We start from the raw sequence: 23,456 nt of genomic DNA, 5'->3' as shown, positions 1-23,456 counted from the left end.
GCGGTCGCGGAGGCTCTGCTGGGTGGAGGGCCGCCGGCGGGCCGGCGGGTGCGCACGGTTCAGGCCATGCGGCGGGCGCCCTCCTTGATGGCCTCACGGATACGGTTATAGGTGCCGCAGCGGCAGATGTTGCGGATCTGGTCGAGATCGGCCTCGTCGATCTCCCGACCGGCCTCGTGGGCGCGCCGGACGGCGGCGACGGCGGTCATGATCTGGCCCGGCTGGCAGTAGCCGCACTGGGCGACGTCGATGTCGAGCCAGGCCTCCTGCATGGGGTGCAGTTCCTTGCCGACGGTGGCGGGCAGGCCCTCGATGGTGGTGACCTCGTCCGTCGCGGCGAGGTCCTTCACGGGGACGGAACAGGGCGTGAAGGCCCGCCCGTTGAGGTGGCTGGTGCAGGCCCGGCAGACGCCGACCCCGCAGCCGTACTTGGGTCCGGTGACGCCGAGGACGTCCCGGAGCACCCAGAGCAGCCGGACGTCGTCCTCGACCTCGGCGGTGACGGCCCTGCCGTTGAGGATGAAGGTGTGCTGGGGCACGGTGGCTCCGTTGGTCGGTGGGGATCGGTCAGAGGGTGTGCTCGCGGCCGTCGGCCGGCGCGGCGGGGATCGGCGGGACGGTGGGCGCCGGGGTGAACGGCAGCGGCTCGCGGTGGTTGACCGGGAAGCTGGTCGGCATGGTGCCGGTGGCCCGGCCGTAGGCGCAGGCGACGGCGGCCGCGGAGGCGGCGACGGCGAGTTCGCCGGCCCCGCCCGGTCGGTCGCCGGTCGAGGGCATGACGACGATCCGCAGCTCGGGCGGGGTGTTCCACTGCCGGGTGTAGAAGTAGTTGTCCCAGCTGCTCTCCTGGAAGTGCCCGTCCTTCAGGTGCAGTCCGGAGCTGAGCGTGAGCGCGATGCCGTCGCTGATGCCGCCCATCATCTGGGCCTCCAGGCCGCGCGGGTTGACGACGAGGCCGACGTCGACGGCGCAGACGACCTTGGTGACGCGCGGTCCGGTGTACGCGTTCGGGATGCGGCGGCCGGTGGTCTCCGGGCGGCAGTCGATCTCGGCGAGGACGGCGACCACGGAGTGGTACTCGGGGTGCAGGGCGATGCCCTGCGCGGTGCCGGGCTCCATCGGACGGCCCCAGTGGCCGATTTCGGCGACCTTGTCGAGGACCGCGCGGGCCCGCTCGTCCTTCAGGAAGCGCCGGCGGAAGGCGAGCGGGTCGAGGCCCATGCGCGCGGCGAGTTCGTCGACGACCAGTTCCTGGGCGGTGCGCACGTTGGGCGAGTAGATGTTGCGCATGGAGCCGGTGTTGAAGCCGTGGTCGACCTCGCTGAGGAGCTGGGTGGTCACCCCGAAGTGGTAGGGGCTGGTCTGGGTGAGCTGGAACATGGTCTCGGAGAAGGTGAGGTTCGCGACCGGCAGCCTGGCCGCCTCCGAGGTGATGATCTCGCCGACGCCGTGCCCGAAGTCGGTGGCGACGGAGGTGTGCCGCTGCTCGTACGTGAGGACCTCGCCGAGCGCGTACGTGGCGCGCACCCGGGAGGTGGCCATCGGGTGCGTACGGCCCTGTCGGAAGTCGTCGGTGCGGTGCCACATCAGGCGCACCGGCTTGCCCATGGCCTTCGAGATCTCGGCGGCCTCGGCGGCGGCGTCGTGGAACAGCTTGCGGCCGAACGAACCGCCGCCCTCGGTGACGTGGACGGTGACGGCGCTCACCGGCAGGCCGAGCTGGAGTGCGATCTTCTCCTGGGCGACGATCGGCGACTTGAGGCTGGCCCAGATCTCGGCCGAGTCGGGGCGCACGTCGGCGACGGCGCAGTTGGTCTCCAGGGCGCCGTTGCTGGCGAAGGCGAAGGTGAAGCGGACGTCGACGGACTTGGTGAGGAGGTCGAGCGGCGGGACGACGAGGGGGAGTTCGGCGCGGCGCAGCTCGTCCAGGACGGTGGCGTCGGAGGCGCCCTCGGCGGTGCCGGGGCCCCAGGTGACCTTCAGGGCGCGGACGGCGTCGATGCACTGGCCGAAGGTGCGGCCGCGGACGGCGACTCCGGTGGACACGACGGCGACGTCGGTGATGCCGGGCATGGCGGCGACCTCGGCCGTGTTCGCCACGGAGCGGACGGTGCCGTTGATCGTCGGCGGGCGGCAGACCATGGTGGGCAGGGCGCCGGGCACGTGCACGTCCATGGCGAACTTCTTGCGCCCCGTGACGGCTTCGAGCGCGTCCACGCGCCGCTGGGCGGTGCCGATGACGGTGAAGTCGGCGGCGTCCTTGAGGGTGACGGCGACCTGCGTGTCCGTCAGGGCCGCGGCCTTGACGGCGAGTTCGCCGTAGGTGCGGGAGACGCCGGCGGCCGAGGTGATGACGCCGGCCTTGGCGGTGAGGGTGGCGACGGCCTCGCCGAGTTCCAGGGCGGCGGCGCGCAGCAGCCGGCCGCGGGCGACGGCGGCGGCGACCCGGACCGGGGTGAAGGTGGAGACGGTGGTGTTGGAGCCGCCGGTCAGCTGGTTGAAGAGCAGTTCGGGGCGGGCGTCGGCGAGGGTGACCCGGATCCGGTCCAGGGGCAGGTCCAGCTCCTCGGCGATGATCATCGCGGTGGAGGTGGTGATGCCCTGGCCGACCTCGGCGCGGGGCAGCGCGAAGTGGGCGGTGCCGTCCGGGTCGAGGCGGATGGTGATGAGGTTCGCGGTGGGCAGCGCGGCGGCGGTGAGCAGGTCGTTGAGGTCGAGGATCTCGGCCGGTCCGGGCAGCGAGGGCACGACGGCGGGCGCCGCGTCGGGGACGGCGGCCGCCGCGGGCGCGGGCGCCAGGGCGTCGGCGCCGATCCGGGCGGCGACGGTCAGCGTCGGCGCGGCCAGCACGTAACCGAGGAATCTGCGCCGGGCCAGGCCGCGGGGCTGCGGGGCGGGGTCCTGTTGCGGCATGAGGGGCGGCCTTTCGACGGGGACGGGGGGGTGCGGGCGGGGCGCACGCCGGTGGTACGGCGACGGTCCGGCGCCCGGGATGATCATCACCCGTTCGGGCCCGCTCCGGGGCCGGAACGGCGCGACTTTCACCGCGGGACCGTCACCTCCCCACACGGCCGGGGCCACGACGGCCCGGCCGCCCCCTCCCCGTTCCTACCGGCGGCCCGCGGGGCGCTCCGCCCGGGTCCGGCGCCGGGGCCGCAGCGGGGAGTGGTCCCAGGCGCCCCGCGCCCGGGCGACGGCGCGCCCCCGGGACACCCGCAGTTGCGAGCGCGAGAGGCGGGCGCGCTGGCCGCCGCCCGCGATCAGGGCGTTCACGGACACCATCGGGTCGCCGCCCATGGAGCGGGCGAACAGCGCGCCGACGACGACCGGCAGCAGCGCCACGGCGAGGGCCGAACCGGTGGCGGTGGCCGTGGCGGTGACGGTGCGGAGCGGGCGGGCGGTGCGCGGGGCGTCGTCGGTCATGGAACCAGTCCAGCAGCGGGACGACACCCCGGTCATGGGGCGACGTACTCATCCGCCCGCGCACCGGTACTCACCTCCGCCCCACCGGCCGGCCGGCCGCGGCAAGTCCCCGGAACCGGCCACGCGGAAACGATTACTCGGGGACTCTGGAGGCTGCTCCGATCACCGGTCACTCTCACTGCGCGGAGGCGGGACGACTGTGCCCCAGATCCAGATCCAGATCCAGAACCAGAACCAGAGCCACAGCCAGGACAGCCAGGGACAGGGACCGGGGCAGGGGCAGGGGCGGGGCAGGGGGCCGGCTCGGTCCGCGGCGCCTTCCGTCCTGGTCGTCCAGCACGAGGACGGCGCCGGGCCCGGTCTCGTCGGCGAGCGGCTGCGGGCGGCCGGGCTCGACGTCCGGACCGTGCACCCGTGGCGCGGCGAGCCGCTGCCCGTCTCCCTCGACGGCTGGGCCGGGCTCCTCGTCCTGGGCGGCTCGGCGAACTGCGAGGACGACACCGCGGCGCCCTGGCTGCCCCGGGTCAGGGAGCTGATACGGGAGGCGGTCGCGGGCCCGGCCGCGACGCCCGTCCTCGGGATCTGCCTCGGCGCCCAGATCATGGCCCACGCGCTCGGCGGCACGGTGGTCCGCCGGCCGCAGGGACCCGAGTTGGGCACCGTGCCGCTGCGCCGGCTGCCCGGCGTCGAGGGCGACCCGGTGCTCGGCACCGTGCCCGGGGGCGCGCCCGCCGCGCAGTGGCACTGGGACGAGATCGGCGGCCTGCCGCCCGGCGCGGTGCCGCTGCTCGCCGGTGACGACTGCCCGTACCAGGCCTTCCGGGTCGGCCCGCACGCCTGGGGCGTGCAGTTCCATCCGGAGGTCCTGGCCGGCACCGTCGCTTCCTGGGCCCGTGCCGACGAGGCCCAGGTCCTGGCTGCCGGTCTCGCCCCGGAGGCTCTCGTGGGTGCCGTCCGGGCGGCCGAACCGCGGCTGCGGGAGGTGTGGGGCGCGGTGGCCGAGGCCTGGGGGGCCGTCGTACGGGCCGCGCGTGTCCCGGTGGCGGCGCCGTCCGGCCCGGAGTGATGGGATGGTGCGGGCACACGCGCCCGCACCCCGTGCCCCGCACCGAGGAGGACCCGCCCCATGGCCGACGAGTACCGGATCGAGACCGTCCGCACCGGCTACCGCACCTGGACCGCCCGCAACGACCGCGGTGCGGAGGTCCGGATCGCCGCGGCCGACGACGACGCGGCCCAGCCGTCGTTCACGCCGGTGGAGCTGCTGCTCGCGGCGATGGGCGGTTGCGGCGGGCTCGTCGTCGACCGCACGGCCCGCGCCGTCGACCACGACGAGCTGCGGATCGTCGTGGAGGGCGGGGTCGGCCCGGAGGACGACGGCCGGATCGGGCGGATCCGGGTCAGTTACGAGTTCGAGCTGCCCGACACCAACCCGCGGGCGGCCGAGGTGTTCGCCCGGGCGGTGCGCCTCACGCACGAGAAGTACTGCACGGTGAGCCGCACCGTGGAGCACGGCGCCGAGGTGGAGGCGGTCCTGCCGGACGGCTCGATCGGCTTCCGCGCCGGCTAGGACCCGTCCGGCGGGGCCTTCCTGATCGTGCCGGGTCCGGCCGCACCGCTCAGGCTCACTCCTCGATGGCGCCGCCGACCCGGCGCAGGTGCTGCCGGAAGGTGTACGAGGGGTCCTGCGCGCGGCGCTCCAGGTACTCGGCGAAGCGGGTCTGTTCGCGCAGGGTCTCGCCCGCCCGGATGCGCCGGGCCTGGGCGCGTTCCGTACGGAAGATGTCCGCGGCGGTGCCGAGCACCTCGTCGGCGCGGTCGGCGGGCACGAACAGCACGCCGTCGTCGTCGGCGAACACCAGGTCGCCGGAGTCCACGGTGTGTTCGCCGACGCGGGCGTTGCGCAGCGCCTCCGTACCGCGCGGGTCGAGGCGCACGGGTCCGGGCGCGTGGGCGCCGTACGAGAAGACCGGCAGCCCGATCTCCACCAGGTCGGGCGTGTCGCGGTGCAGCCCCCACACGACGAGCCCGGCCACGCCGGCCGCAGCGGCCTCCAGGACCGCGAGGTCGCCGACGCAGGCCTCGTCGCGGCGCCCCGCGTTGTCGACGACCAGGACGTCGCCGGGCTCGGCGTACAGCGTGAAGGCCTCCAGGAACACGTCCACGCTGCCGTAGTGCCGGGCGGGCAGCACCCGCCCGGCGAGCCGCTGCCCGGGGACGACGGGCCCGACCCCGGCGGGCGCGGCCCGCAGGGGCACCCCGAGGCGTACGCAGGCGTCGGCGATCAGGGGTGTGGACAGCTCGGCGAACCGCTTCGGCATGACTGTTCCCTTCGTGGGCGGCCGGGATCCGGCTTCGGGCGTTCTCGGGTGGCGCGGGGCGACTTCGGTGCTTCGGTGTGGCGGGTCTTCGGGTGCGGGTGCCGCGGCCGACCGGGGCGAAGAAGGGTGTGTTCTCCTGTCCGGATGACCTCTGCGACCGCCGCCTCCGTACGCCCCCGCACCCCCGCCGACCTTCCCTCCTGCGTCGAGCTCCTCTCCGATGTACACCACCGGGACGGCTACCCGGTGAACTGGCCCGCCCGGCCGGCCGAATGGCTGGCGTCCGGGGACACCCTCGGCGCGTGGGTGGCCGAGCTCGACGGCCGGGTCGCCGGTCACGCGGTGCTGTCCCGTCCGACGGACGACGACCTCGCGGCCCGCCTCTGGCGGGAGCGTGGCGGCACCGAACCCGGCGTCGTGGGACGCCTGTTCGTCGGTCCCGCCGCGCGCGGTCACCGCCTCGGCGCGGCGCTCCTCGGCCACGCCGCGGCGGAGGCCCGGCGGCGGGGTCTCCACCCGGTCCTGGACGTGGTGGCCTCGGACACGGCGGCGATCGCCCTGTACGAGCGGGCCGGCTGGCGGCTGCTCACCACGGCCGCCCAGCAGTGGGCTGCCGGGCGGACGGTGACGGTCCGCTGCTACGCCGGGCCCGCCGCCTGAGCGGAGCCGGACCGGTCAGAACCAGTGGAGGCAGTGCGGGGCCCGGTCGGTGCGGAAGAGGGCGTCCGCGCGCCGGGCCGCGTCGGGGTGGTGGGCGCGGACGTGGCCGGCGCGGACGAGGGTGCTGGGCGCGGTGCCGCCGAGGTAGAGCGAGCCGAGGTCGCTGATGTCGAGGGACAGGTCGGGCTCGCGGTCGGTGGGGACGCACTCGGCCTTGCCGTCGCGGACGGTCAGCAGGTGGCGCCGGCGTTCGCCGAGGAAGGGGTCGTCCACGTCGAGCACGAGCTCGCCGTCCGCGAACCAGCCGCGCGCGGTCAGCGCGCCCGGCACGTCGAGCAGCCGCACCCAGAGCCAGTCGCCGCCGTCCGCGACCTGCGCGGCCCGGAAGTCGGCGAACTGCCAGCGCACCGGGTGGTCGGCCGGGACGTGCTTGAGGACGACCTCGGTGAACAGGTCGTGGTCGAGGAGGTAGCGGACGAGGGCGGTGAAGACGGCGTCGTCGGTGGTGACGACCTCGTCGACCCTCAGGGTGCCGGAGTCGCCGGGCTCGTAGCTGGCGTAGCCGTCGGGCACGCCGTCCGCGTCGCGGTGCAGGGCCACGTAACGGGGCGCGGGCGCGAGCGGCGGCTGCCCGGCGGCGCGCTCCCACCAGCGGTGCGGGCGGGACAGGGCGCCGGGCTGGGCGCGGCGGTAGCGGTCGTAGACCTCTTCGAGGACGTCCTTGCAGGCGGAGGCCTTCAGCACCTCGATGCTGCCGGTGTCGGTGTCGGTCACCGCCTCGTCGGTCGCGCCGGCCCGCGGGCGAGCGAAGGCGCTCTGGTGGCGGGGCACGGTCAGGCGCGCGGTGAAGGTGGCGGGGCCGTAGCCGAAGCGGCGGTAGATCGCCGCCTCGGAGGCGAGCAGCACGGAGAGGAACTCGCCGCGCTCGCGCAGTTCGGTGAGCTGGTGCCGCATCATCGCGGTGAGCACGCCCCGGCGCCGGTGCGAGGGCAGGACCCCGACGGCGGTCACGCCGGGGGCCGGGACGACGGTCTGCCCGGGCAGGGTGAGCTCGAAGGAGTACGCGGCGGCGGTGCCGACGGGCCGCCCGTCCGGCGCCACCGCGAGCAGCGCCCGGTCCATCTCGAGCGCGGCCCACCAGACCCCGCTGCCGTCCTCGCCCGGGGTCTCCGGGAAGCGCGCGAACGCGGCGTGGAGGGTGTCCACGAAGACCTCGTGGTCCTGCTCGGTCGTCGGACGGATCTGCATCGGTGCTGTCGCCTCCCGTGTCACGGACACCACCCACGCGGCGCCCCGGCACAGTGCAGCCCCGAAGCCGGTCCTGGTCAAACCAATTACGGCCGGAAAGGACCCCCGGGCCCGCCCGGGCGGAACGGGCGGCGCCGGACCCCGCCCTGCCACGTGCCGGCCCGGCCGTCCTTCCTGCCTACTCCCCCAGCCAGATCCGCCGGACCTGCGCCAGCGGGTCGCGTTCGTTACGCGGGCCGGTGTCCCAGATGCGGGTGGTGCGGGTGACCGGGGTGTAGGAGGGCCAGTCCGGGCCCGGGTCGGCGTCGGTGACGAAGGCGACCCAGGCGCGGTGCAGGGCGTCGGCGAGGGCGCGGGGTGGGGTGGGGCCGGCGGCGGCCGGGACGCCCTCCGCGTCGAGGAGGTCGAAGGCGAAGGGCAGGTCGAGGCAGTGGTGGGCCTGGCCGGTGGTGGGCGAGGTCCACTCGAACTGGTAGAGCCAGGTGGGCTGTTCGCGCTCCGCGCGGGCGTCGGCGACCGCGAGGGACGGGGCGCGGAAGGTGAGGTCGGTGAGCGCCTGGCCGAAGTGGCCGGCCGGGTCGGTGTCCGCGTACGCCTCCGCGAAGGCGGCCGCGCGGTCGCCGGTGAGGCCCAGGCCGCCGAGCAGCACCGGCAGCGGCGGGCCGTCCGGGCCGGGGGCAGGGATCAGGTTGAACTCGTGCGCCGTGAAGCCCAGCACCAGCGGGACGCCGGCGCCCGCACGGCCCGACGTGAGGGCGTCCAGGACGGGTTCGGGGATCAGCTCGCCGTCCGCGAAGGGCACCAGGGACAGCATGGGCGGCAGTCCCTCGCGGTCCGGGCCGGGTGCGGTCAGCAGGTCCTGGAGGTCGAGGAGTTCGTCGTCGGTGAGGTCGCGCAGCGCGGCGGCGGCGGCCGGGCGTCCGGTGCGGGCGGTGAAGAGGCGCGAGACGGCGCGGGCGACCTCCGGTCCGTCGGGCCGCGTGACGGCACCGGAGACGGAGAGCGCGGCACGGAAGAGGCCGCGGGCGGCCGGGACGGCGAGCAGGGTCTGGACGGCTCCGCCGCCGGCCGACTGCCCGGCGACGGTCACCTTGGCGGGGTCGCCGCCGAAGCGGGCGATGTTGTCGCGCACCCATTCCAGGGCGGCGATCCAGTCCCGTACGCCGCGGTTGTCGGGCGCGTCGTCGAGGTGCAGGAAGCCCTCGATGCCGAGGCGGTAGCCGAGCGAGACGACGACCACGCCGTCGCGGTTGAAGGCGGCGCCGTCGTACCAGGGGCTGGCCGCCGAGCCGGCGACGTATCCGCCGCCGTGGATCCAGACGAGCACCGGGAGACCGCTCCCGGGCACGGCGGTGTCGGTGGCCGGCGCGGGGGTGAAGACGTTGAGGTTGAGGACGCCGTCGCCGGGGATCGTCGGCTCCGGGATCGTCGTGACGTCGGCGAACGGCCGGCGCTGCGCGGTCGGCCCGTACGCGGTGGCGTCCAGCGGCTCGGTCCACGGCTCGGGCGGCTGGGGCGCGGCGAAGCGCAGCGGGCCGACGGGCGGCTTGGCGTAGGGGATGCCGAGGAAGCGGCAGCTGCCGTCGGCCCGCCGCTCGCCGCGGACGGGGCCGCGGGTGGTGGTGACGACGGGGGCGTCCACGGGGTCGGGACGGGTTTCCGGGGTCTCCAGGGACATGCGCGTGCCTTCCTGGCCTGGCCGGTGCGGCGGCCGCCTTGCTCGGTGCTGCGAAGAGGGTGACACCAGGAATTTACACGTGTCACCACGGGTGACCAAGCCCCCCACCGGTTCGGGTCCAGGGCTCCCGGGGAAAGGAGGCGGTGTGCAGATGAGCCTCGATGCCGCCGCCGGCGCCGCCCTGGTCGTGACGCCCGGCGCGCTCCTGGTCGCGGCCGGTGCGCTGCGGCGGGGGCGGGCGCGCCGCCCGTTCGCGCCCCGGCGGGCGCGGTCCTTCGCCTGGCGGGCGTACACGCGGGCCCTCACCCGCTCCGCCGAGCAGGCCCTGCTGTCCGCGCGACGCGCGGCGAGCCCGGGCGAGCCGGCGGTGGTGACGGTCGGGGACGTCCTGCGGCTCGCGGACGAGCGCTTCGGTTACGACGAGGTGGAGCGCGAGGACGCCGCCGCGGCGCTCCGGCACGCGTACGAGCGGGCCGGGAGCCCGGCGGACTGCGTCACCGACGCCTACAGCTCGATCCAGTAGCGCCGCTTGCGCCCGCGTTCGGTCGCGCGGACGTCCTCCAGGACTCCCCCGTTGGACTCGATCGTGCGGGCGGAGGCGATGTTGGTGTCGTCGCAGGTGATCAGCACCCGGTCCAGGCCGAGCGCGCGGGCCTCCCCGAGGACGGCGCCGAGCGCCCAGCGGGCCAGGCCGCGGCGGCGGGCGGACGGGCGCACGCTGTAGCCGATGTGGCCGCCGCTGCGGAGCAGGAAGTCGTTGAGCTCGTGGCGCAGGTCGATCGCGCCGAGGTAGGTGTCGCCCTCGACGATCCACCAGTGGGTGGAGTGGACCCGGCCGGGAGGCAACGGGCGGGAGCGGTCGGACTGTTCGCGCAGCAGCTCGACCCAGTCGGCGAAGGCCCCGGGGTCGGCGAGGTCCAGCTCCGGCACCAGCCAGGTGCCGCCGCCGGCCTGGTGGCCGTCGGGCTCCCACTCGGCGTGGGCGGCGAGCCAGGAGGCGTGCAGTCGGGCGGTGGGGGCGATCAGCCGGGCCATGCGGTGTCCCTGGGGTTCGGGCGACGGGGGTGTCGCCGGAGGCGGTCGTACGGTGGCGTCACTCGCCGGTGCGCCCGTCGATGCGCTCGCGCAGCAGGTCGGCGTGGCCGTTGTGGCGGGCGTACTCCTCGATCATGTGGGCGAGGACGTAGCGCAGCGAGTACGTCGTGTCGCCGAAGGTGCCGGTGACGTCGAGGTCCGGTGCCGCGTCCACGAGTTCGCGGGCCCGGGCGCACTCGGCGCGCCACAGGGCGAAGGCCTCGTCGGCGTCGGCCTCGTCCACGTCGAAGTCGGCCCACTCGGTGGCGCCGGGCCGGGTCCAGGGGCTGCGGCTCTCTTCGCCGCCCATGATGCTGCGGAACCAGGTGCGCTCCACCTCGGCGGCGTGACGCACCAGCCCCAGGAGGGAGAGTCCGGAGGGGGCCGCCGAACGGGTCCGGAGCTGCTCGGGGGTGAGGCCCTCGCACTTCATCGCGAGGGTGTCCCGCTGGAACTGGAGCATGGCGGTGAGCGTGGTGCGCTCGTCGGCGGTGTGGGGCGTCGCGGTCCGGGGGTCCTGGTTCATGTCGGCATGCTGCCAGGCGCCCGCGCGGTGCGGCCCTCGATTTTCTCGTCGGTGCCGGTCCCGGTGAACGCGTCCCCGTCCCCCTCCCCGTCCCGTAAGGCGAGGCCTTCGAGGCTCTGGAGCGGGTTGCGGAAGAACGGGTTGAGCAGGACGGTGCCGGCGGCGGCCGGCATGGCCGCCGGGCCCGCGTGGGGGATGACGATGCGTTCCGGGTCGTGGCAGACGTGGGAGAGGTCGACGGCGGCGGCCCGGATCTCCTCCAGGTAGCAGGGGTCGAGCAGGCTGGCGAGTTCGGTGACGACCACGAGGTCGGGGTTGAGGACGTCGAGGAGCAGGGCCACGGCGCGGCCCACGGCGCGGGCGCGTTCGCGCAGCAGCCGGTCGGCACGGCCGTCGCCGGTGGCGGCGGCGTCGACGACGAGGAAGGTGTCGGGCTCCGGGACGATGCCCCGGCGGTACGCGGTCTCGCCGAGCGCCCGGTTGGAGGCGGTCGCGGCGAGGCAGCCGGAGCGGCCGCACGCGCAGGGGGCGTGGGAGTCGGGCACGGGCAGGTGGGCGACTTCGCCCGCGGCCGAGCCGGGGCCCTGGTGGACCACCCCGGCGATGCCGAGGGCGGCGTCGACGACGTTGCCGACGAAGAGGTGGACGAGGCTGCGGCGGGCCTCGGGGCGGCCGAAGAGGATCTCGGACTGGGCGACGGCGCGGGCGTGGTTGTCGACGCGTACGGCGGGGACGCCGAGGCCGCGGGCGAGTTCGGCGGCGAGCGGGCGGTGGGTCCAGCCCAGCGCGTCGTGCCGGACGACCCGGCCCCGGTCGGGGTCGACCCAGCCGCCGAGGGCGGCGCCGACGCCCAGCAGGGGCCGTTCGCCGAGGTGTTGGGCGAGGAAGAGGCGCAACTCGGCCGCGACGGCGGCGGGCAGGACGCGCGGATCGGCGCCGGCGTGGCCGAAGCGGCGGCGGGCGACGACCCGGCCGCGCAGGTCGACGAGGCCGAAGGAGGAGACGTCGACGCCGAGGTGGACGCCGCCGGCGACGGGCCCGGCGGGGGCGCCGAGGTGGAGGTCGACGGGGATCTGGGGGCGGCCGGGGCCGACGGTCTCTGCGCGCTCGGGGAGTTCCCTGAGGAGTCCGTGCCGGAGCAGGTCGGTGGCCTGCCGCGAGACGGCGGCGGGGCTGAGGCCGGAGTGGCGGGCGATGGCGCTGCGGGCGAGCGGACCGTGGTCGAGCACGGTGCGCAGCACGGTGGCCGCGTTGGTCTCGCGCCGGCAGTCCCCGGCGCCGCGGGGCCCTGCGGCGCTTCGCGGGGACGTCTCGGCCGTCACGCGTGGCTCCCGTCACCGGCGCGGGTGGCGTCACGGTCGCGGCCGTCGCCGGTGCGGTGGCCGTCTGCGGCACCGGGGCCGCCGCCTGCGGCGTGGCCGTCGGCGTCGCCGGTGACACTGCCCGTGCCGTCGCCGGAGGGTCGCGGGCCGCGGAGGGTGGGGCTCATCCATGCCTCGTCTCGGAAGGGGTGGCCCCTTGATTACAGCAAGAGCCGCAGGGCCCGGGCACCGTGCGCGCCACGGTCCGCGGCGGCCGGGAACACGCCCGCGCCAGGTGACTTGACGACCCGTCAGTACGGATTCCGCAGTCAGGCCCCGTTCCCCGCTCCCGGACGGGCCGGCACCGGCAGCCCCCGCGCGGGCATCCGTCGGGCCCGGAAGGGCCCTTCACGAGGTGGGAGGTTTTCTCGACTTTGTCACCCCGGACCCGGCACCCCGGGGCCACCGGGCCCACCCGGACGACCCGCGTGACTTCGGCCGTTCTCGTACGGAACCCTGGCGCGGACATTACTTCCTCTGCGAAATTAATTGGGCTCCGCCCCCGCCCCGAAGGGATCCGCATGCCGACGAGCCAGCCCCGCGTCATCGTGGTCCTCACTGATCAGCAGCGGTGGGACACCACCGGCGCGCACGGCAATCCGGCCGGGGTCACGCCCGAGTTCGACCGGCTGGCGCGCGAGGGGACGCTGGTCGAGCAGGCGATCACGCCGAATCCGGTGTGCGCGCCCGCCCGGGCCGCGCTGCAGACCGGCCGCTTCCCGACCGCGACCGGCGTGCACCGGAACGGGCTGCCGCTCGGGGCGGACGTGCCCACGCTCGCCGCCGCGTTCCGGGCGGCGGGATACGTCACGGGGTACATCGGGAAGTGGCACCTGGCGGGCGAGGAGCACCCGGACGGGCCCGTGCCGCCGGAGCGGCGCGGCGGGTACGAGAAGTGGCTGGCCTCGGACCGGCTGGAGTTCACCTCCGACGCGTACCGGACGGTGCTGTACGACGAGGACGGCGAGCCGGTGCGGCTGCCGGGGTACCGGTCGGACGGGCTCGTCGACGCCGCGATCCGGTTCGTCGCGGACCACCACGACCGCCCGTTCCTGCTGTTCCTGTCCCTCCTGGAGCCGCACCACCAGAACGCGACGGACGACTACCCGGCGCCGGCCGGCTACCGGGAGCGCTTCGAGGGGCGGTGGCTGCCACCCGACCTGGCCGCACTGAGCCCGGGCGCGGCGCAGGGCGGCGCGCACCGGCACATCGGCGGCTATCTCGGTCAGATCAAGCGGGTCGACGAGGGCGTCGGGCGGCTGCGGGACTGTCTGCGCAGCCTCGGCATCGAGGACGACACGGTGTTCGCGTGGACGGCCGACCACGGTTCGCACTTCCGTACCCGCAACGGCGAGTACAAGCGCTCGGCCCACGAGGCCTCCGTACGCGTGCCGTTCGTGCTCACCGGTCCGGGCTTCCGGGGTGGCGGGCGCGTCCGGCAGCCCGTGTCGACGGTCGACCTGATGCCGACGCTGCTCGACGCCGCCGGGATTCCGGTGCCGGCCGGCGTGCACGGGCGTTCGCTGCGGCCGCTGGTAGGCGGGGGCAGCGAACCGGACCGCCCGTTCTCGGTGTTCGTGCAGATCAGTGAGGACGTGATCGGCCGCGCGGTGCGCACGGACCGCTGGAAGTACGTGGTGACGGCGCCGGACGGCCCGGACGCGTGGGAGGAGCGGGCGTCCGACCGCTACCGGGAGACGGAGCTGTACGACCTGGCGGCCGATCCGCACGAGTTGGAGAACCTGGTCGGCCTCACCTCGCACCGGCGGGTGGCGGACGGGCTGCGGGACGCGCTGGGCGCCTGGCTGAAGGAGGTCGAGGGCACCGCCCCGGTGGTCGAGGCGGCCCCGCCCCGCACCCTGGACCAGCGTTCACCGTTCTCCTTCCCGGAGCACCGCGTTCCGTGGGAGGGCGTGCGTTTCGGCCACGCCTGAGGGGCCTTCCCTTCCGTCAGGAACCGGCGGCGGTCGCGTAGTCGACGAAGCCGACCCAGTCGAGGGCCACGCAGCGCTCGTCGCCGACCACCCAGGCGTCGTGGCCCGGCTGGATCTCGTAGAAGTCCCCGGGGGCCAGGTCGACGGTCTCGCCGTCGTCCATGGCCACGGTGATGCGGCCGCTCACCACATAGCCGACGTGGTGCGCCTGGCAGCTGTCGGTGCCGGCGATCGGCTTCACGTGTTCGGACCACTTCCAGCCCGGCTCGAACACGGCGCGGCCGACCGCTCCGCTCTCCGTGTTCAGCAGGTCGAGCCTGCCCTTGCCGCCCTCGAAGGGGCGGGTCTCGTCCGCGGAGTCGAAGCTCCTGGAAACGATTCCGGTCATCATCCGCCTCCCGGCGGTGGAACGTGCGACCCCCGAGGCCACTTCCAGGCTACGCCGGGCCCCGCCCCCGCACCCGCCCGGCGGGCGGAAACCGGTGGCCTGGGAACGTCGTTGCCGCCGCCCCGCGGGCCGGGCTACCGTGATCACATGACTGCCGGGTCGGCCATGGGCCGTGATCGAGAGAGGCGCCCGGCCGTGGCGTGAGCGCCCGGTGCCGGTGGGCGCGGGGTCCGCCGCGGTCGCCCGTTCGTCCCGTGCCGCGCACGCCGGTGCGCCGGGCACGCGGGACAGAAGGTGGACATCAGCGCACTCCGTGAAAGGACCCCCTGTGGCCGTCGAGCTCAACCACACCGTCGTCCACGCCCGTGACAAGCGGGCCTCCGCCGCCTTCCTCGCCGAGGTGCTCGGCCTGGAGGTCGGAGCGCCCTTCGGGCCGTTCGTGCCGGTGGACACCGGCAACCACGTCACCCTCGACTACTACGACGCCGGTGACGCCCCCATCCAGCCCGGCCACTACGCCTTCCTCGTCCCGGACGGGGAGTTCGAGGCGATGATCGGGCGCCTTGAGCGGATGGGCGTCACCTACTACGCCGACCCGCGCCACACCGAACCCGGGCGGATCAACCGGCTTTTCGGTGGCCGGGGTGCCTATTTCGAGGACCCGGACGGGCACAACATGGAAATCATGACGCGCCCGTACGTGCGCCCCTGAACGCACTGCGTCACCCGTCCCGCGGCACTTCGTTGAATTTTTGTTGAACGAATCCTCGGAATTGGAGATTCCGGCCAGGAGGAGCAAAGGTTTTCTGTGCACTTCCCTTATCGGACACATCTACACATAAAGGCTAGATAAGAGCACAATGAAACCGCGGCATCGATGCCGCAAGCGCGGTCAGACGTGTGGAACGCCAGAAGGAGGCGAGTCGTATGGCCGACGTCTCTCACCGTCCTGGTGATATCAGGGGACACCCGGATGCCGGGGAAATGCGGGAGCGGTATGCCCGCATGCTCCAGACCCGGGGCGTGGCGGCGGTCGAGGAACTGGTGATCCTCGCCGGCATCTACGCCGCGGTCTCCGCGTGGACGGTCCACTTCTCCGCCGCGAAGCCGGAACTCGCCATCAGCAACCTGATCGTCGGCGTCGCACTCGCCGCCCTCGGTCTGTGCATGTCGATGGCTCCGGAGCGGTCCCAGGACCTCAACTTCGTGGTCCTGCTGCTGGGTGTGTGGCTGATCGTCTCTCCCTGGGTGGTCTCCCGGGACGCCGGCACCGGCGCGATCCTCAGCAATGTCATCACCGGCGCCTGTGTCTGTCTCTTCGCCCTCACCGCGGGTGGCCTGCTGATGAGCAAGAGAAGGACGTGACGACCGACCCGATCCCCTCCGAATGAACGGCGTCGCCCCTCGACCGGGGCGACGCCGTTCACTCATGTCCCCGTGAGGTCTGTGAACGGCCACTGCCAGGTAACGAATTGACCCACGCGGTTTCGGCCACATAAGTTCGGCGTAAAGCTTGCTCCACAGGGACAGGCTCCCGCTCACACACCCAGTCCTTGGGGGGACAAAGTGAACTGGTACCTCGACGCGTTCAAGAACTACGCCACCTTCAGTGGCCGCGCCCGCCGCCAGGCATTCTGGATGTTCTTCCTGTTCAACTTCATCTTCTCGGCGGTCGCGTCGATCCTCGACGCCGTCCTGGGCATTACGCTCATCAGCCCGATCTACATCCTCGCGGTGCTCATCCCGTACCTCGCGGTCGCGGTGCGCCGCCTGCACGACACGGGCCGCAGCGGCTGGTGGCTGCTCATCGGCCTCATCCCGCTGATCGGCACCATCATCCTGATCGTGTTCTTCGCCTCCGAGGGCGAGCCGCAGCAGAACGCGCACGGCCCGAACCCGAAGCTGGCGCCCGCCTACTGACAGGCGGCCCTCGAAGGCCCCCGGAAGGCACGCCCTTCCGGGGGCCTTCCCGTGCCCGCGCCCCCGGCTTCGCCCCAGCCCCCGGTCTCCGCGCGTACAGAGCCGGAGCGGCGCATTCGCCGGGCCCCGCTTGTGCAGGGTGGCGCACGACCCGCCCGTGCCGCCCCGCCTAGCCTCGGCCGCGACGGCACCAACGAGGGGCGGTACCACCGTGAACTGGCTCATCCACGACTACCGCGAGAGCGATCTCGCCGCGGTCGTCCATCTCATCGACACCACGGCCGAGCTCGGCCAGGAGTCGGTCTTCTCGCTCGCCGAGTGCATCGGCGCGCTGACCTCGCGTCAGCCGGCCGTGGTCGCCGTCCACCAGGGCACCCCGATCGGCGCGGCGCTCGCGTGCGTCGCCGGGGAACGCGCCTGGGTGATGCGGGTGGCGATCTCCTCCGCCTGGCGCGGCCGGGGCCTGGCCAGCGCGCTCCTGGTCGAGCTGGAACGGCGCCTCGTGGCCGCGCGCGTGGGGCGCATCGCCTATGTGCTGCCCGAGGAGGAACTCCTCGGCGAGGGGCTGCTCAACGCCGGGTACACCCGGCAGCCGGCCGTCGCGTACTTCGAAAAGGTCGAGCCGCTGCACGGCCCGGCCGCCAACCTCCTGGACGACCTCGGCGGCCGCCTGCTGCCCGCCGACCTGTGGGCCAAGGTGGCCGGCATGGAGCGGGAGAAGGACCTGATCGAGCGGCGTGTCGTGCTGCCGCTCGCGGAGCCCGAGCGGGCCGCCCGGCACGGCGTGCGCCCGCCGCGCGCGATCGGTCTCTTCGGGCCGCCCGGCACCGGCAAGACGACCTTCGCCCGCGCCATCGCCTCCCGCCTCGGCTGGCCCTTCGTCGAGATCCTGCCCTCCCGGCTGGCCGACGAGGGCAACCTGGCCGCCGCACTGCGCACGGCCTTCGCCCGGATCGGCGAGCTGGAGCGGGTGCTCGTCTTCATCGACGAGGTCGAGGAGATCGCTCCCGTACGCACCGAGCCCGTGCAGCCCGGCGGCATGCACGGGGTGACCAACGAACTCCTCAAGCTCATCCCGGGGTTCCGGGAGCGCGACGAACGCCTCCTCGTCTGCGCCACCAACTCCATCCGTTCCCTCGACCCGGCCTTCCTGCGGCCGGGCCGCTTCGACTACCTCATCCCGATCGGTACGCCGGACCGGGCGGCCCGCGCGGCGATCTGGGCCCGCTACACGGACGCCCGCCCCGAGGTCGACGTGGACGCGCTGGTGGCCGCGAGCGAGCTGTTCACCCCGGCCGACATCGAGCACGCGGCGCGGATCGCCGCGCAGAACTCCTTCGAGCGCGACCTCGTCGCGGTCGGCGGCCGCCCCGTGGAGACCGCCGCGCCCGGTGCCACGACCGCGGACTACCTGGACGCGATCGGACAGTGCCGGCCGACCGTGACGCCGGAGATGATCGAGCAGTTCGAGTCCGACATCACGACGCACGCGCGCTTCTGATCCGCCGCCCGGCGCCGGGCCGCCTATCGTGGGCCCCGACCGCTGCCACGGGGAGGAGCGTGCGATGGGGACGGACCGGGACGACGAGACGGTGGAGGGGCTGCCGGTCGTGCGTTTCGCCGACGGCGCGGAACTGGAGGACTGGCTCGCGGCGCACCACGGCGACACCCCCGGCGGGGTGTGGCTGCTGCTCGGCCGCGGCGGTTCCGGCCTCGCCTCCCCCACCGCCGGGGAGATCCTCGACGCCACGCTCGCGTACGGCTGGATCACCGGCAAGCGCCGGGCCCGTGACGCGGAGGCCTATCTCCAGAAGATCACCCCGCGCCGGCCGCGGAGCCTCTGGTCGCAGGTCAACGTGCGGCAGGTCGAGGCACTGCTCGCGGCCGGGCGGATGCGGGAGCCGGGGCTCGCGGAGGTGCGGGCGGCGCGGGCGGACGGGCGGTGGGAGGCCGCGTATCCCTCGCAGAAGGAGGCGACCGTGCCCGAGGACCTGGCGGGCGCGCTGGCGGCGGAGCCGCGCGCGGCGGCCGCGTTCGAGGCGCTGGGCAGGACCGAGCGGTATCTGATCATCCTGAGTCTGTGGCAGGCACGGACGGCGAAGACCCGGGCGGCCCGGATCGAGCGGGCCGTGGCCCGCCTCGCGGCCGCCGGCGACGCTCCCGCCTGACCGGCCCCTCCCGGTCCGGCCCGGTCCCGCTCTCAGGCGTCCCGGCGGCGCCGGTAGAGGACCTGGTGGGCGTCCCATTCCACGAAGGACTCGGCGTGGACCATGCCGACGGCCTCCAGGAGGCGGCGGGAGCGCCCGTTGGCCTCCTGGGTGACGGCCACGACGCTGGGGGCCTCGGTCAGGGCCCGCTCTATGGCGGCGGCGACGGCCTCGCGGGCGTATCCCGCGCCCCAGTGCTCGGGCAGGAACTGGTACGAGACCTCCGTCTCGCCCTTCCGACCCGCCCGCTCCACGGTGACCAGGCCGAGCACCGTGCCGTCCACGGTCCGCTCGACGGCGTGGAAGCCGGGCGCGCCGACGATCCGCTGCCGCCGGATGCGGATCACCGACTCGACCACCGGTCCGCCCAGGTGCCGCCGTACCTCCGGATCGGTCCACAGCCGGGTCACGGCGGCCAGGTCGCGGGTGCGCACGGGGCGCAGCACCAGCCGCTCGGTGGCCAGGGGTGCGGGGTCGGGGTCCATGTCTCGATGATGGCAGGTCCGGAGGCCTACGCCCCACGGGGTAGTGATCACCGGTCGCCGGGCCGAGGCGGGCCGGGGCCACGGCCGCCTAGCGTCGCGGCATGAGAATCGGAATCCTCGGAACGGGACATGTCGGCCGGACGCTCGCCGACGCGTGGAGCGCGGCCGGGCACGAGGTCGTGCTCGGCTCGCGGACGCCGGACGCGGCGGGAACGCCGGCCGGCCGGGTACGAGTGGCCTCGACGCGGGAGGCGGTCGCGGCCGCCGACGTCGTGGTGAACGCGACCCCCGGTACGGCCTCGCTCGGCCTGCTCAGCTCGGTGGGGGCGGCGGCGCTCGCCGGGAAGGTGCTGCTCGACGTCGCCGTGGGCTTCACGGAGGACGGCGACCTGTCGCACCTCGGCGAGAGCCTGGGCGAGGAGCTCCAGCGCGCCTTCCCCGCCACACCGGTGGTCAAGACGCTGTGCACGGTGGACCGGATGGTGATGGTCGACCCGGGTTCGCTGGAGGGGCCGGGCACGCTCTTCCTGTCGGGCGAGGACCCGGCGGCGAAGGCGACCGTGCGCGGTCTGCTGCGCGACCTCGGCTGGGCGGACGACGCGCTGCTCGACCTGGGCGGGATCGGCACCGCACGGGCCCAGGAGCACGTCAGCCTGCTCTTCATCGGCATCGCGGAGAGCACCGGCACCCACCTCTTCGGCCTGCGCGTGGTGATGCCGGCCGAGCGGGCGGCGACGACGCACCGCTGAGCAGGCGCTTCAGCTCCGTCCACGCCGGGTCCGCGGGCGCGTTGTGGCCGCTGGAGGTGGTGACCACGCGGACGACGGGTCCGTCCTCGCCCCCGGCCGGGCCGTGGGCGCGCAGGCCCGCGAGCCCGGCCGCCGAGGACAGCTCGCACCACAGACGCCCTGATCAGCCAACCCGGCCTGCGCGCCGCATATCTGGCGGTCCGTCACCGAACGGGCGGCGCCGCCTGTGCCGCGCAGGGCGGCCACCCCGCGGCAGCCGCTGACCTCGCAGTCGATGGCGTACGCGGCGGTCGGCCCGACCGGGACGCGTGCCGTGTCGGCGGCGCGAGGGAGTCACCCCCGGAGTCGGTGGGTACCGCGCCGGGGGTGTCGGCCGGCGGGGTCATCCGTCCATCTTCCGCTGGAGCGCGGCGAGCGCGCCGGCGCGGCGGCCGGGGACGGCGCGCCGGAGTTCGACCAGGGCGGGGCCGAGGGCGCGGGCCCGGGCCGGGTCGTCGATCTGTTCCCACTGGTGGTGGGCGCGGTCCACGGCGCCCTCGACGTCGGGTTCGTCGGGGCCCTGCCGCAGCCCGAGCCGGGCCTGAGCGGCGGCGATCCACAGCTCGCAACTGCGGGCGGGTTCCCCGGCGAGGCGCGCCAGGTCCGCCCGTACCTCCACCCAGTGCAGGGCCTCGGCGGACCGCGGCCCGTACCGTCTCAGCGCGTCGCTCTCCCAGGCCGCCGCCACGGCGGCCGCCTCCCCGTGCCGCCCGGCCATGGCGGCGGCCAGGATCGCCGGGTGCGGGTCGGTCTGCGTGCCGGGCAGCGGCGGGGCAACGGAAGCCGGGGCGGGAGCCGAGGTGGGGGCAGGGGGCGCGTCGGGCGCCGGCGGCCCGTCCGGCCGCACGTCCTGGCGCACGTCCTGCCGTGCGTTCACCTCCGGTCCCACCGGCGGACGAAGGGTGGCATCGGGTGCGCCGGGCGCGCCTTCGGCGCGCTGGTGTGCGGGTGTCCGGGCCGGTTCGAGCCGTGCCGGGGACGGCGTTTCGGCCTCCGGCCGGCTGCCCGTGCGCACCAGGCGGCGCGTCGGGGGCGACTCCACGACCTCCGGTACGGGCGTGGGCACGGGGACGGGTACGGGCGCCGGAGCCTGCGCGGGCACGGGCGGCGCGACCGGGGCGACCGCCGCCGCGGGCGGGGCCAGCAGGATCGCCGGGGTCTGCGGCGCGGCGGCGGCCGCGGCGGCGCCGGCCTCCGCGTGCAGGTCGGGCAGTGGGGGCAGGGCCCCGGCGCGCCAGCGGGCCGCGAAGTGGCGCAGGTAGTCGGGGGTGGTGAGCGGGCCGCGGCGCGGGAAGGGGGTGAGGCGGGCGTAGAGGGGCGCCGCGGGGCCGAGGTCGAGGGCCGCGGGGTCCGTCGTGAGGCGCTGCCAGAGCTCGGGGTCGGCCGCGAGGTCGGCGACCACCTGGGTGGTGCCCGGGCGGCGCCGGGCGAGTTCGGCGGCCAGCCAGTGCCAGGGAAGTCCCGTGTAGCGCAGGGTCGTCGGCGTGCTGCGGGCGAGCGCGAGGTGCGGGAGGTGCTGGCGGCGGTCGAGCTGGACCTGGCCGGCGAGGTAGAGGGCCAGCGGGCCGGGCGCGGACGCGGCGGCGCGCAGCCGGGTGAGGACGGTCTGCGGGTCGAGGGGGTCCGCCAGTTCGACGACCGTCGCCATGTGCGCCCCGGCCAGCACTCCGGCGGGCACCGCCGCGAGGGCCGACAGCACGGAGGCCGCGTCCATGGCCCGTCCCCGGCCGGCCGGTGCCGCGGCCAGCAGCACGGCCGTACCCATTGCGTTCACCTCGTCGCTCACCACACCAGCACCGTAACCCGTGCGGCCTTGGCCGAATGTCGACTGGTCCCCCCGTGGGCCTCAGGCATATGCCATAAGCACCACCGGATCGAGTGTTGCCAAATCACTTACGAGGTGTCCCGGGCTGTGCCAAAGTCGTACCCGGGCTTCACTTTCCAGACTTGGCCGCGCCACGTCGCCTGCATCGGAGTACGACATGCCGTCCCCCCTCTTCGCGGACCGTCCCGCCCAGCCGCCCGAGTCCGGCGCGGTGGACGCCCTGATCTCGCAGACGCGCCGGCTGCGCGGCGAGGTGGACGCGGTGCGCCGGGACTCGGCGGTCGACGAGGACGACCCGCAGCAGCGCTGGCAGCGCGCCCTCTGCGACCTGGCGGTGCACCAGCTCGACGACCTGGGCGCCCACTTGGGCCAGCTGAAGGCCGGGCTGCCCGGCTCCGCCGCCCCCTCCGACGCGGCCGCCGCCTACGCCGGACCCGTCCTCGACGGCGTACCGGGACAGCGGCAGACCGGCTCGCTGCTCTCCCGGGTCGGCAGCGCCGAGTGGGACCTGCTCACCGACGACGTGCACTGGTCCGACGAGCTGTTCCAGATCTTCGGGCGCCCGCGCGAGAGCGGGCCGATGTCCCTGGACGAGCTGCCGTCCATGGTGTTCGCCGAGGACCAGCCGGTGCTCCAGGCGATGGTGACGGACTGCCTGATCGACGGGAAGCCGATCGACGGCGAGTTCCGGATCGTCCGCACCGACGGCCGGGTGCGCACGGTCCACATGACCGGCGAGCCGGTCCTCGACGCCGACGGCTGCACCGCCTCCATGTGGGCCGTCTTACGCGACGTCAGCGAGCTGCGCCGCAGCGAGCGCGCGGTCCGCGAGACCCGGGACAACCTCCGGCGGCACCAGCACATCGAGCACACCGAGCGCCGGGTGGCGGTCGAGCTCCAGGAGGCCGTCCTGCCGCCGTGGCGCGGCTCGCTCCGCTTCGCCCACGACGGCCCCGCGCCGCTCGACGTCGCCGGGCACTACCTCCCGGCCGCCGCCCCGGGCCTGATCGGCGGCGACTGGTACGACGCGCTGGCGCTCCCCGACGGGGACGCGCTGCTCACCGTCGGCGACCTGACCGGGCACGGGGTCGCCGCGACCTCCTCCATGGCCATGGTGCTCGGCGCGCTGCGCGGCATGGCCGTGGCCGGGATCCGCCCGGGCGCCCTCCTCGGGCACCTCAACCAGCTCCTGGAGACCTCCGTCCAGCCCGCCCTGGGCAGCGCGATGTGCTGCCGCTACGACCCCGCCACCCAGCTCCTCACCTGGTCGCAGGCCGGACACCCCGCCCCGCTGCTGTTCCGCGACGGGACGGGGCGCGCCCTGGGCAGACCCGAGGGCGTGCTGCTCGGCGCCACGACGCACGCGGCGTACGAGGAGGCCGCGACCCGGCTGCTCCCCGGCGACCTGCTGCTGCTGCACACCGACGGGCTGACCCGCACGGTCGGCCGGCCGGACGACCCCGCGGGTACGGAGCGACTGCTCGGCCTCGGCGGGCGGCTGGCGGCGGCACGGGACGCGCAGGAGTGCGTGCGGGCCGTGCTCGAGGAGTTCGCCGAAGGTCCCCGCGAGGACGACGCCTGTGTGATGGTGGTCCGGGTCGGGCACTGACCCCGGGCA

Annotated in this window: 25 protein-coding genes; 12 read left to right on the top strand and 13 right to left on the bottom strand. The window is 74.9% G+C overall.

Features of this window, described 5'->3' with window-relative positions:
* Positions 1–59 precede the first annotated feature (59 nt).
* The 3 genes from ACIGW2_RS27065 to ACIGW2_RS27055 all read right to left on the bottom strand — a co-directional run bounded on the left by ACIGW2_RS27065 (position 60) and on the right by ACIGW2_RS27055 (position 3,423).
* The gene (locus tag ACIGW2_RS27065; protein ID WP_361581986.1) at positions 60–539 is read right to left on the bottom strand and encodes a (2Fe-2S)-binding protein; all 480 of its coding nucleotides are present in this window, start codon (positions 537–539) and stop codon (positions 60–62) included.
* 28 nt (positions 540–567) lie between these two features.
* On the bottom strand, positions 568–2,913 hold the full coding sequence (locus ACIGW2_RS27060; protein WP_399846604.1) for a molybdopterin cofactor-binding domain-containing protein: 2,346 nt from the start codon (positions 2,911–2,913) through the stop codon (positions 568–570).
* A gap of 195 nt (positions 2,914–3,108) precedes the next feature.
* Positions 3,109–3,423 (bottom strand): hypothetical protein, encoded by a 315-nt coding sequence (locus ACIGW2_RS27055; RefSeq protein WP_361581992.1) that lies wholly within the window; start codon positions 3,421–3,423, stop codon positions 3,109–3,111.
* A gap of 199 nt (positions 3,424–3,622) precedes the next feature.
* Here ACIGW2_RS27055 and ACIGW2_RS27050 point away from each other — a divergent pair, with 199 nt between their 5' ends.
* Together ACIGW2_RS27050 and ACIGW2_RS27045 are read left to right on the top strand one after the other, a co-directional pair.
* Positions 3,623–4,489, top strand: a complete 867-nt coding sequence (locus tag ACIGW2_RS27050) for a type 1 glutamine amidotransferase (RefSeq protein ID WP_399846602.1) — start codon at positions 3,623–3,625, stop codon at positions 4,487–4,489.
* A gap of 60 nt (positions 4,490–4,549) precedes the next feature.
* The gene (locus ACIGW2_RS27045) at positions 4,550–4,993 is read left to right on the top strand and encodes an OsmC family protein (RefSeq protein WP_361582000.1); all 444 of its coding nucleotides are present in this window, start codon (positions 4,550–4,552) and stop codon (positions 4,991–4,993) included.
* 55 nt (positions 4,994–5,048) lie between these two features.
* Here ACIGW2_RS27045 and ACIGW2_RS27040 read toward each other — a convergent pair whose 3' ends face one another.
* Positions 5,049–5,744, bottom strand: coding sequence for an RraA family protein (locus ACIGW2_RS27040; RefSeq protein WP_399846600.1), 696 nt, complete (start codon positions 5,742–5,744; stop codon positions 5,049–5,051).
* A gap of 144 nt (positions 5,745–5,888) precedes the next feature.
* Between ACIGW2_RS27040 and ACIGW2_RS27035 the strand changes: the two genes are divergently transcribed.
* Positions 5,889–6,404, top strand: coding sequence for a GNAT family N-acetyltransferase (locus ACIGW2_RS27035; RefSeq protein ID WP_391655398.1), 516 nt, complete (start codon positions 5,889–5,891; stop codon positions 6,402–6,404).
* A gap of 15 nt (positions 6,405–6,419) precedes the next feature.
* Here the strand turns inward: ACIGW2_RS27035 and ACIGW2_RS27030 are convergent, their stop codons facing one another.
* Positions 6,420–7,652 carry a GNAT family N-acetyltransferase gene (locus tag ACIGW2_RS27030; protein WP_399846599.1) on the bottom strand — a complete coding sequence of 411 codons (1,233 nt, stop codon included), beginning with the start codon at positions 7,650–7,652 and terminating at the stop codon, positions 6,420–6,422.
* Between the two features lie 178 nt (positions 7,653–7,830).
* Positions 7,831–9,330 carry a carboxylesterase/lipase family protein gene (locus ACIGW2_RS27025; protein WP_391655396.1) on the bottom strand — a complete coding sequence of 500 codons (1,500 nt, stop codon included), beginning with the start codon at positions 9,328–9,330 and terminating at the stop codon, positions 7,831–7,833.
* A 151-nt stretch (positions 9,331–9,481) separates the two neighbouring features.
* Between ACIGW2_RS27025 and ACIGW2_RS27020 the strand changes: the two genes are divergently transcribed.
* Complete coding sequence (locus tag ACIGW2_RS27020; protein ID WP_399846597.1) at positions 9,482–9,853, top strand: hypothetical protein; 372 nt, start codon at positions 9,482–9,484, stop codon at positions 9,851–9,853.
* On the opposite strand, the gene ACIGW2_RS27015 is transcribed toward ACIGW2_RS27020, so the two are convergent.
* The 4 genes from ACIGW2_RS27015 to ACIGW2_RS27000 are packed head-to-tail and all read right to left on the bottom strand — an operon-like array spanning position 9,835 to position 12,419.
* Entirely contained in the window at positions 9,835–10,365 is a 531-nt protein-coding gene (locus ACIGW2_RS27015) for a GNAT family N-acetyltransferase (RefSeq protein ID WP_391655394.1), read from the bottom strand. The two genes, ACIGW2_RS27020 and ACIGW2_RS27015, sit on opposite strands and share 19 nt — an antisense overlap.
* Positions 10,366–10,423: 58 nt before the next feature.
* Positions 10,424–10,930: a DinB family protein gene (locus tag ACIGW2_RS27010; RefSeq protein WP_391655393.1), complete on the bottom strand. Its 507-nt coding sequence runs from the start codon at positions 10,928–10,930 to the stop codon at positions 10,424–10,426.
* A complete protein-coding gene (locus ACIGW2_RS27005; protein ID WP_391655392.1) occupies positions 10,927–12,252 on the bottom strand; it encodes an ROK family protein in 1,326 nt (441 codons plus the stop codon). Before ACIGW2_RS27005 ends, ACIGW2_RS27010 begins: the two co-directional genes overlap by 4 nt.
* Positions 12,249–12,419 (bottom strand): hypothetical protein, encoded by a 171-nt coding sequence (locus ACIGW2_RS27000; protein ID WP_399846596.1) that lies wholly within the window; start codon positions 12,417–12,419, stop codon positions 12,249–12,251. Before ACIGW2_RS27000 ends, ACIGW2_RS27005 begins: the two co-directional genes overlap by 4 nt.
* Positions 12,420–12,812: 393 nt before the next feature.
* Between ACIGW2_RS27000 and ACIGW2_RS26995 the strand changes: the two genes are divergently transcribed.
* Positions 12,813–14,225, top strand: coding sequence for a sulfatase-like hydrolase/transferase (locus ACIGW2_RS26995; protein WP_399846594.1), 1,413 nt, complete (start codon positions 12,813–12,815; stop codon positions 14,223–14,225).
* A 16-nt stretch (positions 14,226–14,241) separates the two neighbouring features.
* Here the strand turns inward: ACIGW2_RS26995 and ACIGW2_RS26990 are convergent, their stop codons facing one another.
* Entirely contained in the window at positions 14,242–14,613 is a 372-nt protein-coding gene (locus ACIGW2_RS26990; RefSeq protein ID WP_356071701.1) for a cupin domain-containing protein, read from the bottom strand.
* A gap of 328 nt (positions 14,614–14,941) precedes the next feature.
* Here ACIGW2_RS26990 and ACIGW2_RS26985 point away from each other — a divergent pair, with 328 nt between their 5' ends.
* The 5 genes from ACIGW2_RS26985 to ACIGW2_RS26965 all read left to right on the top strand — a co-directional run bounded on the left by ACIGW2_RS26985 (position 14,942) and on the right by ACIGW2_RS26965 (position 18,701).
* Positions 14,942–15,325, top strand: coding sequence for a VOC family protein (locus tag ACIGW2_RS26985; RefSeq protein ID WP_391655389.1), 384 nt, complete (start codon positions 14,942–14,944; stop codon positions 15,323–15,325).
* Between the two features lie 293 nt (positions 15,326–15,618).
* On the top strand, positions 15,619–15,978 hold the full coding sequence (locus ACIGW2_RS26980; RefSeq protein ID WP_361582032.1) for an SPW repeat protein: 360 nt from the start codon (positions 15,619–15,621) through the stop codon (positions 15,976–15,978).
* A 201-nt stretch (positions 15,979–16,179) separates the two neighbouring features.
* On the top strand, positions 16,180–16,533 hold the full coding sequence (locus ACIGW2_RS26975; protein WP_391655388.1) for a DUF805 domain-containing protein: 354 nt from the start codon (positions 16,180–16,182) through the stop codon (positions 16,531–16,533).
* A 211-nt stretch (positions 16,534–16,744) separates the two neighbouring features.
* Complete coding sequence (locus ACIGW2_RS26970) at positions 16,745–18,034, top strand: ATP-binding protein (protein WP_399846593.1); 1,290 nt, start codon at positions 16,745–16,747, stop codon at positions 18,032–18,034.
* Between the two features lie 64 nt (positions 18,035–18,098).
* Positions 18,099–18,701: a YdeI family protein gene (locus ACIGW2_RS26965; RefSeq protein WP_391655386.1), complete on the top strand. Its 603-nt coding sequence runs from the start codon at positions 18,099–18,101 to the stop codon at positions 18,699–18,701.
* A gap of 32 nt (positions 18,702–18,733) precedes the next feature.
* On the opposite strand, the gene ACIGW2_RS26960 is transcribed toward ACIGW2_RS26965, so the two are convergent.
* Entirely contained in the window at positions 18,734–19,225 is a 492-nt protein-coding gene (locus ACIGW2_RS26960) for a GNAT family N-acetyltransferase (protein ID WP_391655385.1), read from the bottom strand.
* Between the two features lie 101 nt (positions 19,226–19,326).
* Between ACIGW2_RS26960 and ACIGW2_RS26955 the strand changes: the two genes are divergently transcribed.
* Entirely contained in the window at positions 19,327–19,974 is a 648-nt protein-coding gene (locus ACIGW2_RS26955; RefSeq protein WP_399846591.1) for an NADPH-dependent F420 reductase, read from the top strand.
* A 382-nt stretch (positions 19,975–20,356) separates the two neighbouring features.
* Here ACIGW2_RS26955 and ACIGW2_RS26950 read toward each other — a convergent pair whose 3' ends face one another.
* Positions 20,357–21,778, bottom strand: a complete 1,422-nt coding sequence (locus ACIGW2_RS26950; protein ID WP_399846590.1) for a hypothetical protein — start codon at positions 21,776–21,778, stop codon at positions 20,357–20,359.
* Positions 21,779–21,995: 217 nt separating this feature from the next.
* On the opposite strand from ACIGW2_RS26950, the gene ACIGW2_RS26945 reads away from it, so the two are divergent.
* Positions 21,996–23,447 (top strand): PP2C family protein-serine/threonine phosphatase, encoded by a 1,452-nt coding sequence (locus ACIGW2_RS26945; protein WP_399846589.1) that lies wholly within the window; start codon positions 21,996–21,998, stop codon positions 23,445–23,447.
* The last annotated feature ends 9 nt before the right edge of the window (positions 23,448–23,456 follow it).

This window comes from Streptomyces sp. NPDC053541, from assembly GCF_044544705.1.
GTDB lineage: Bacteria > Actinomycetota > Actinomycetes > Streptomycetales > Streptomycetaceae > Streptomyces.
The sequence above is the reverse complement of the archived record's forward strand: the minus strand, read 5'-3'. Positions and strand labels throughout refer to the sequence as shown.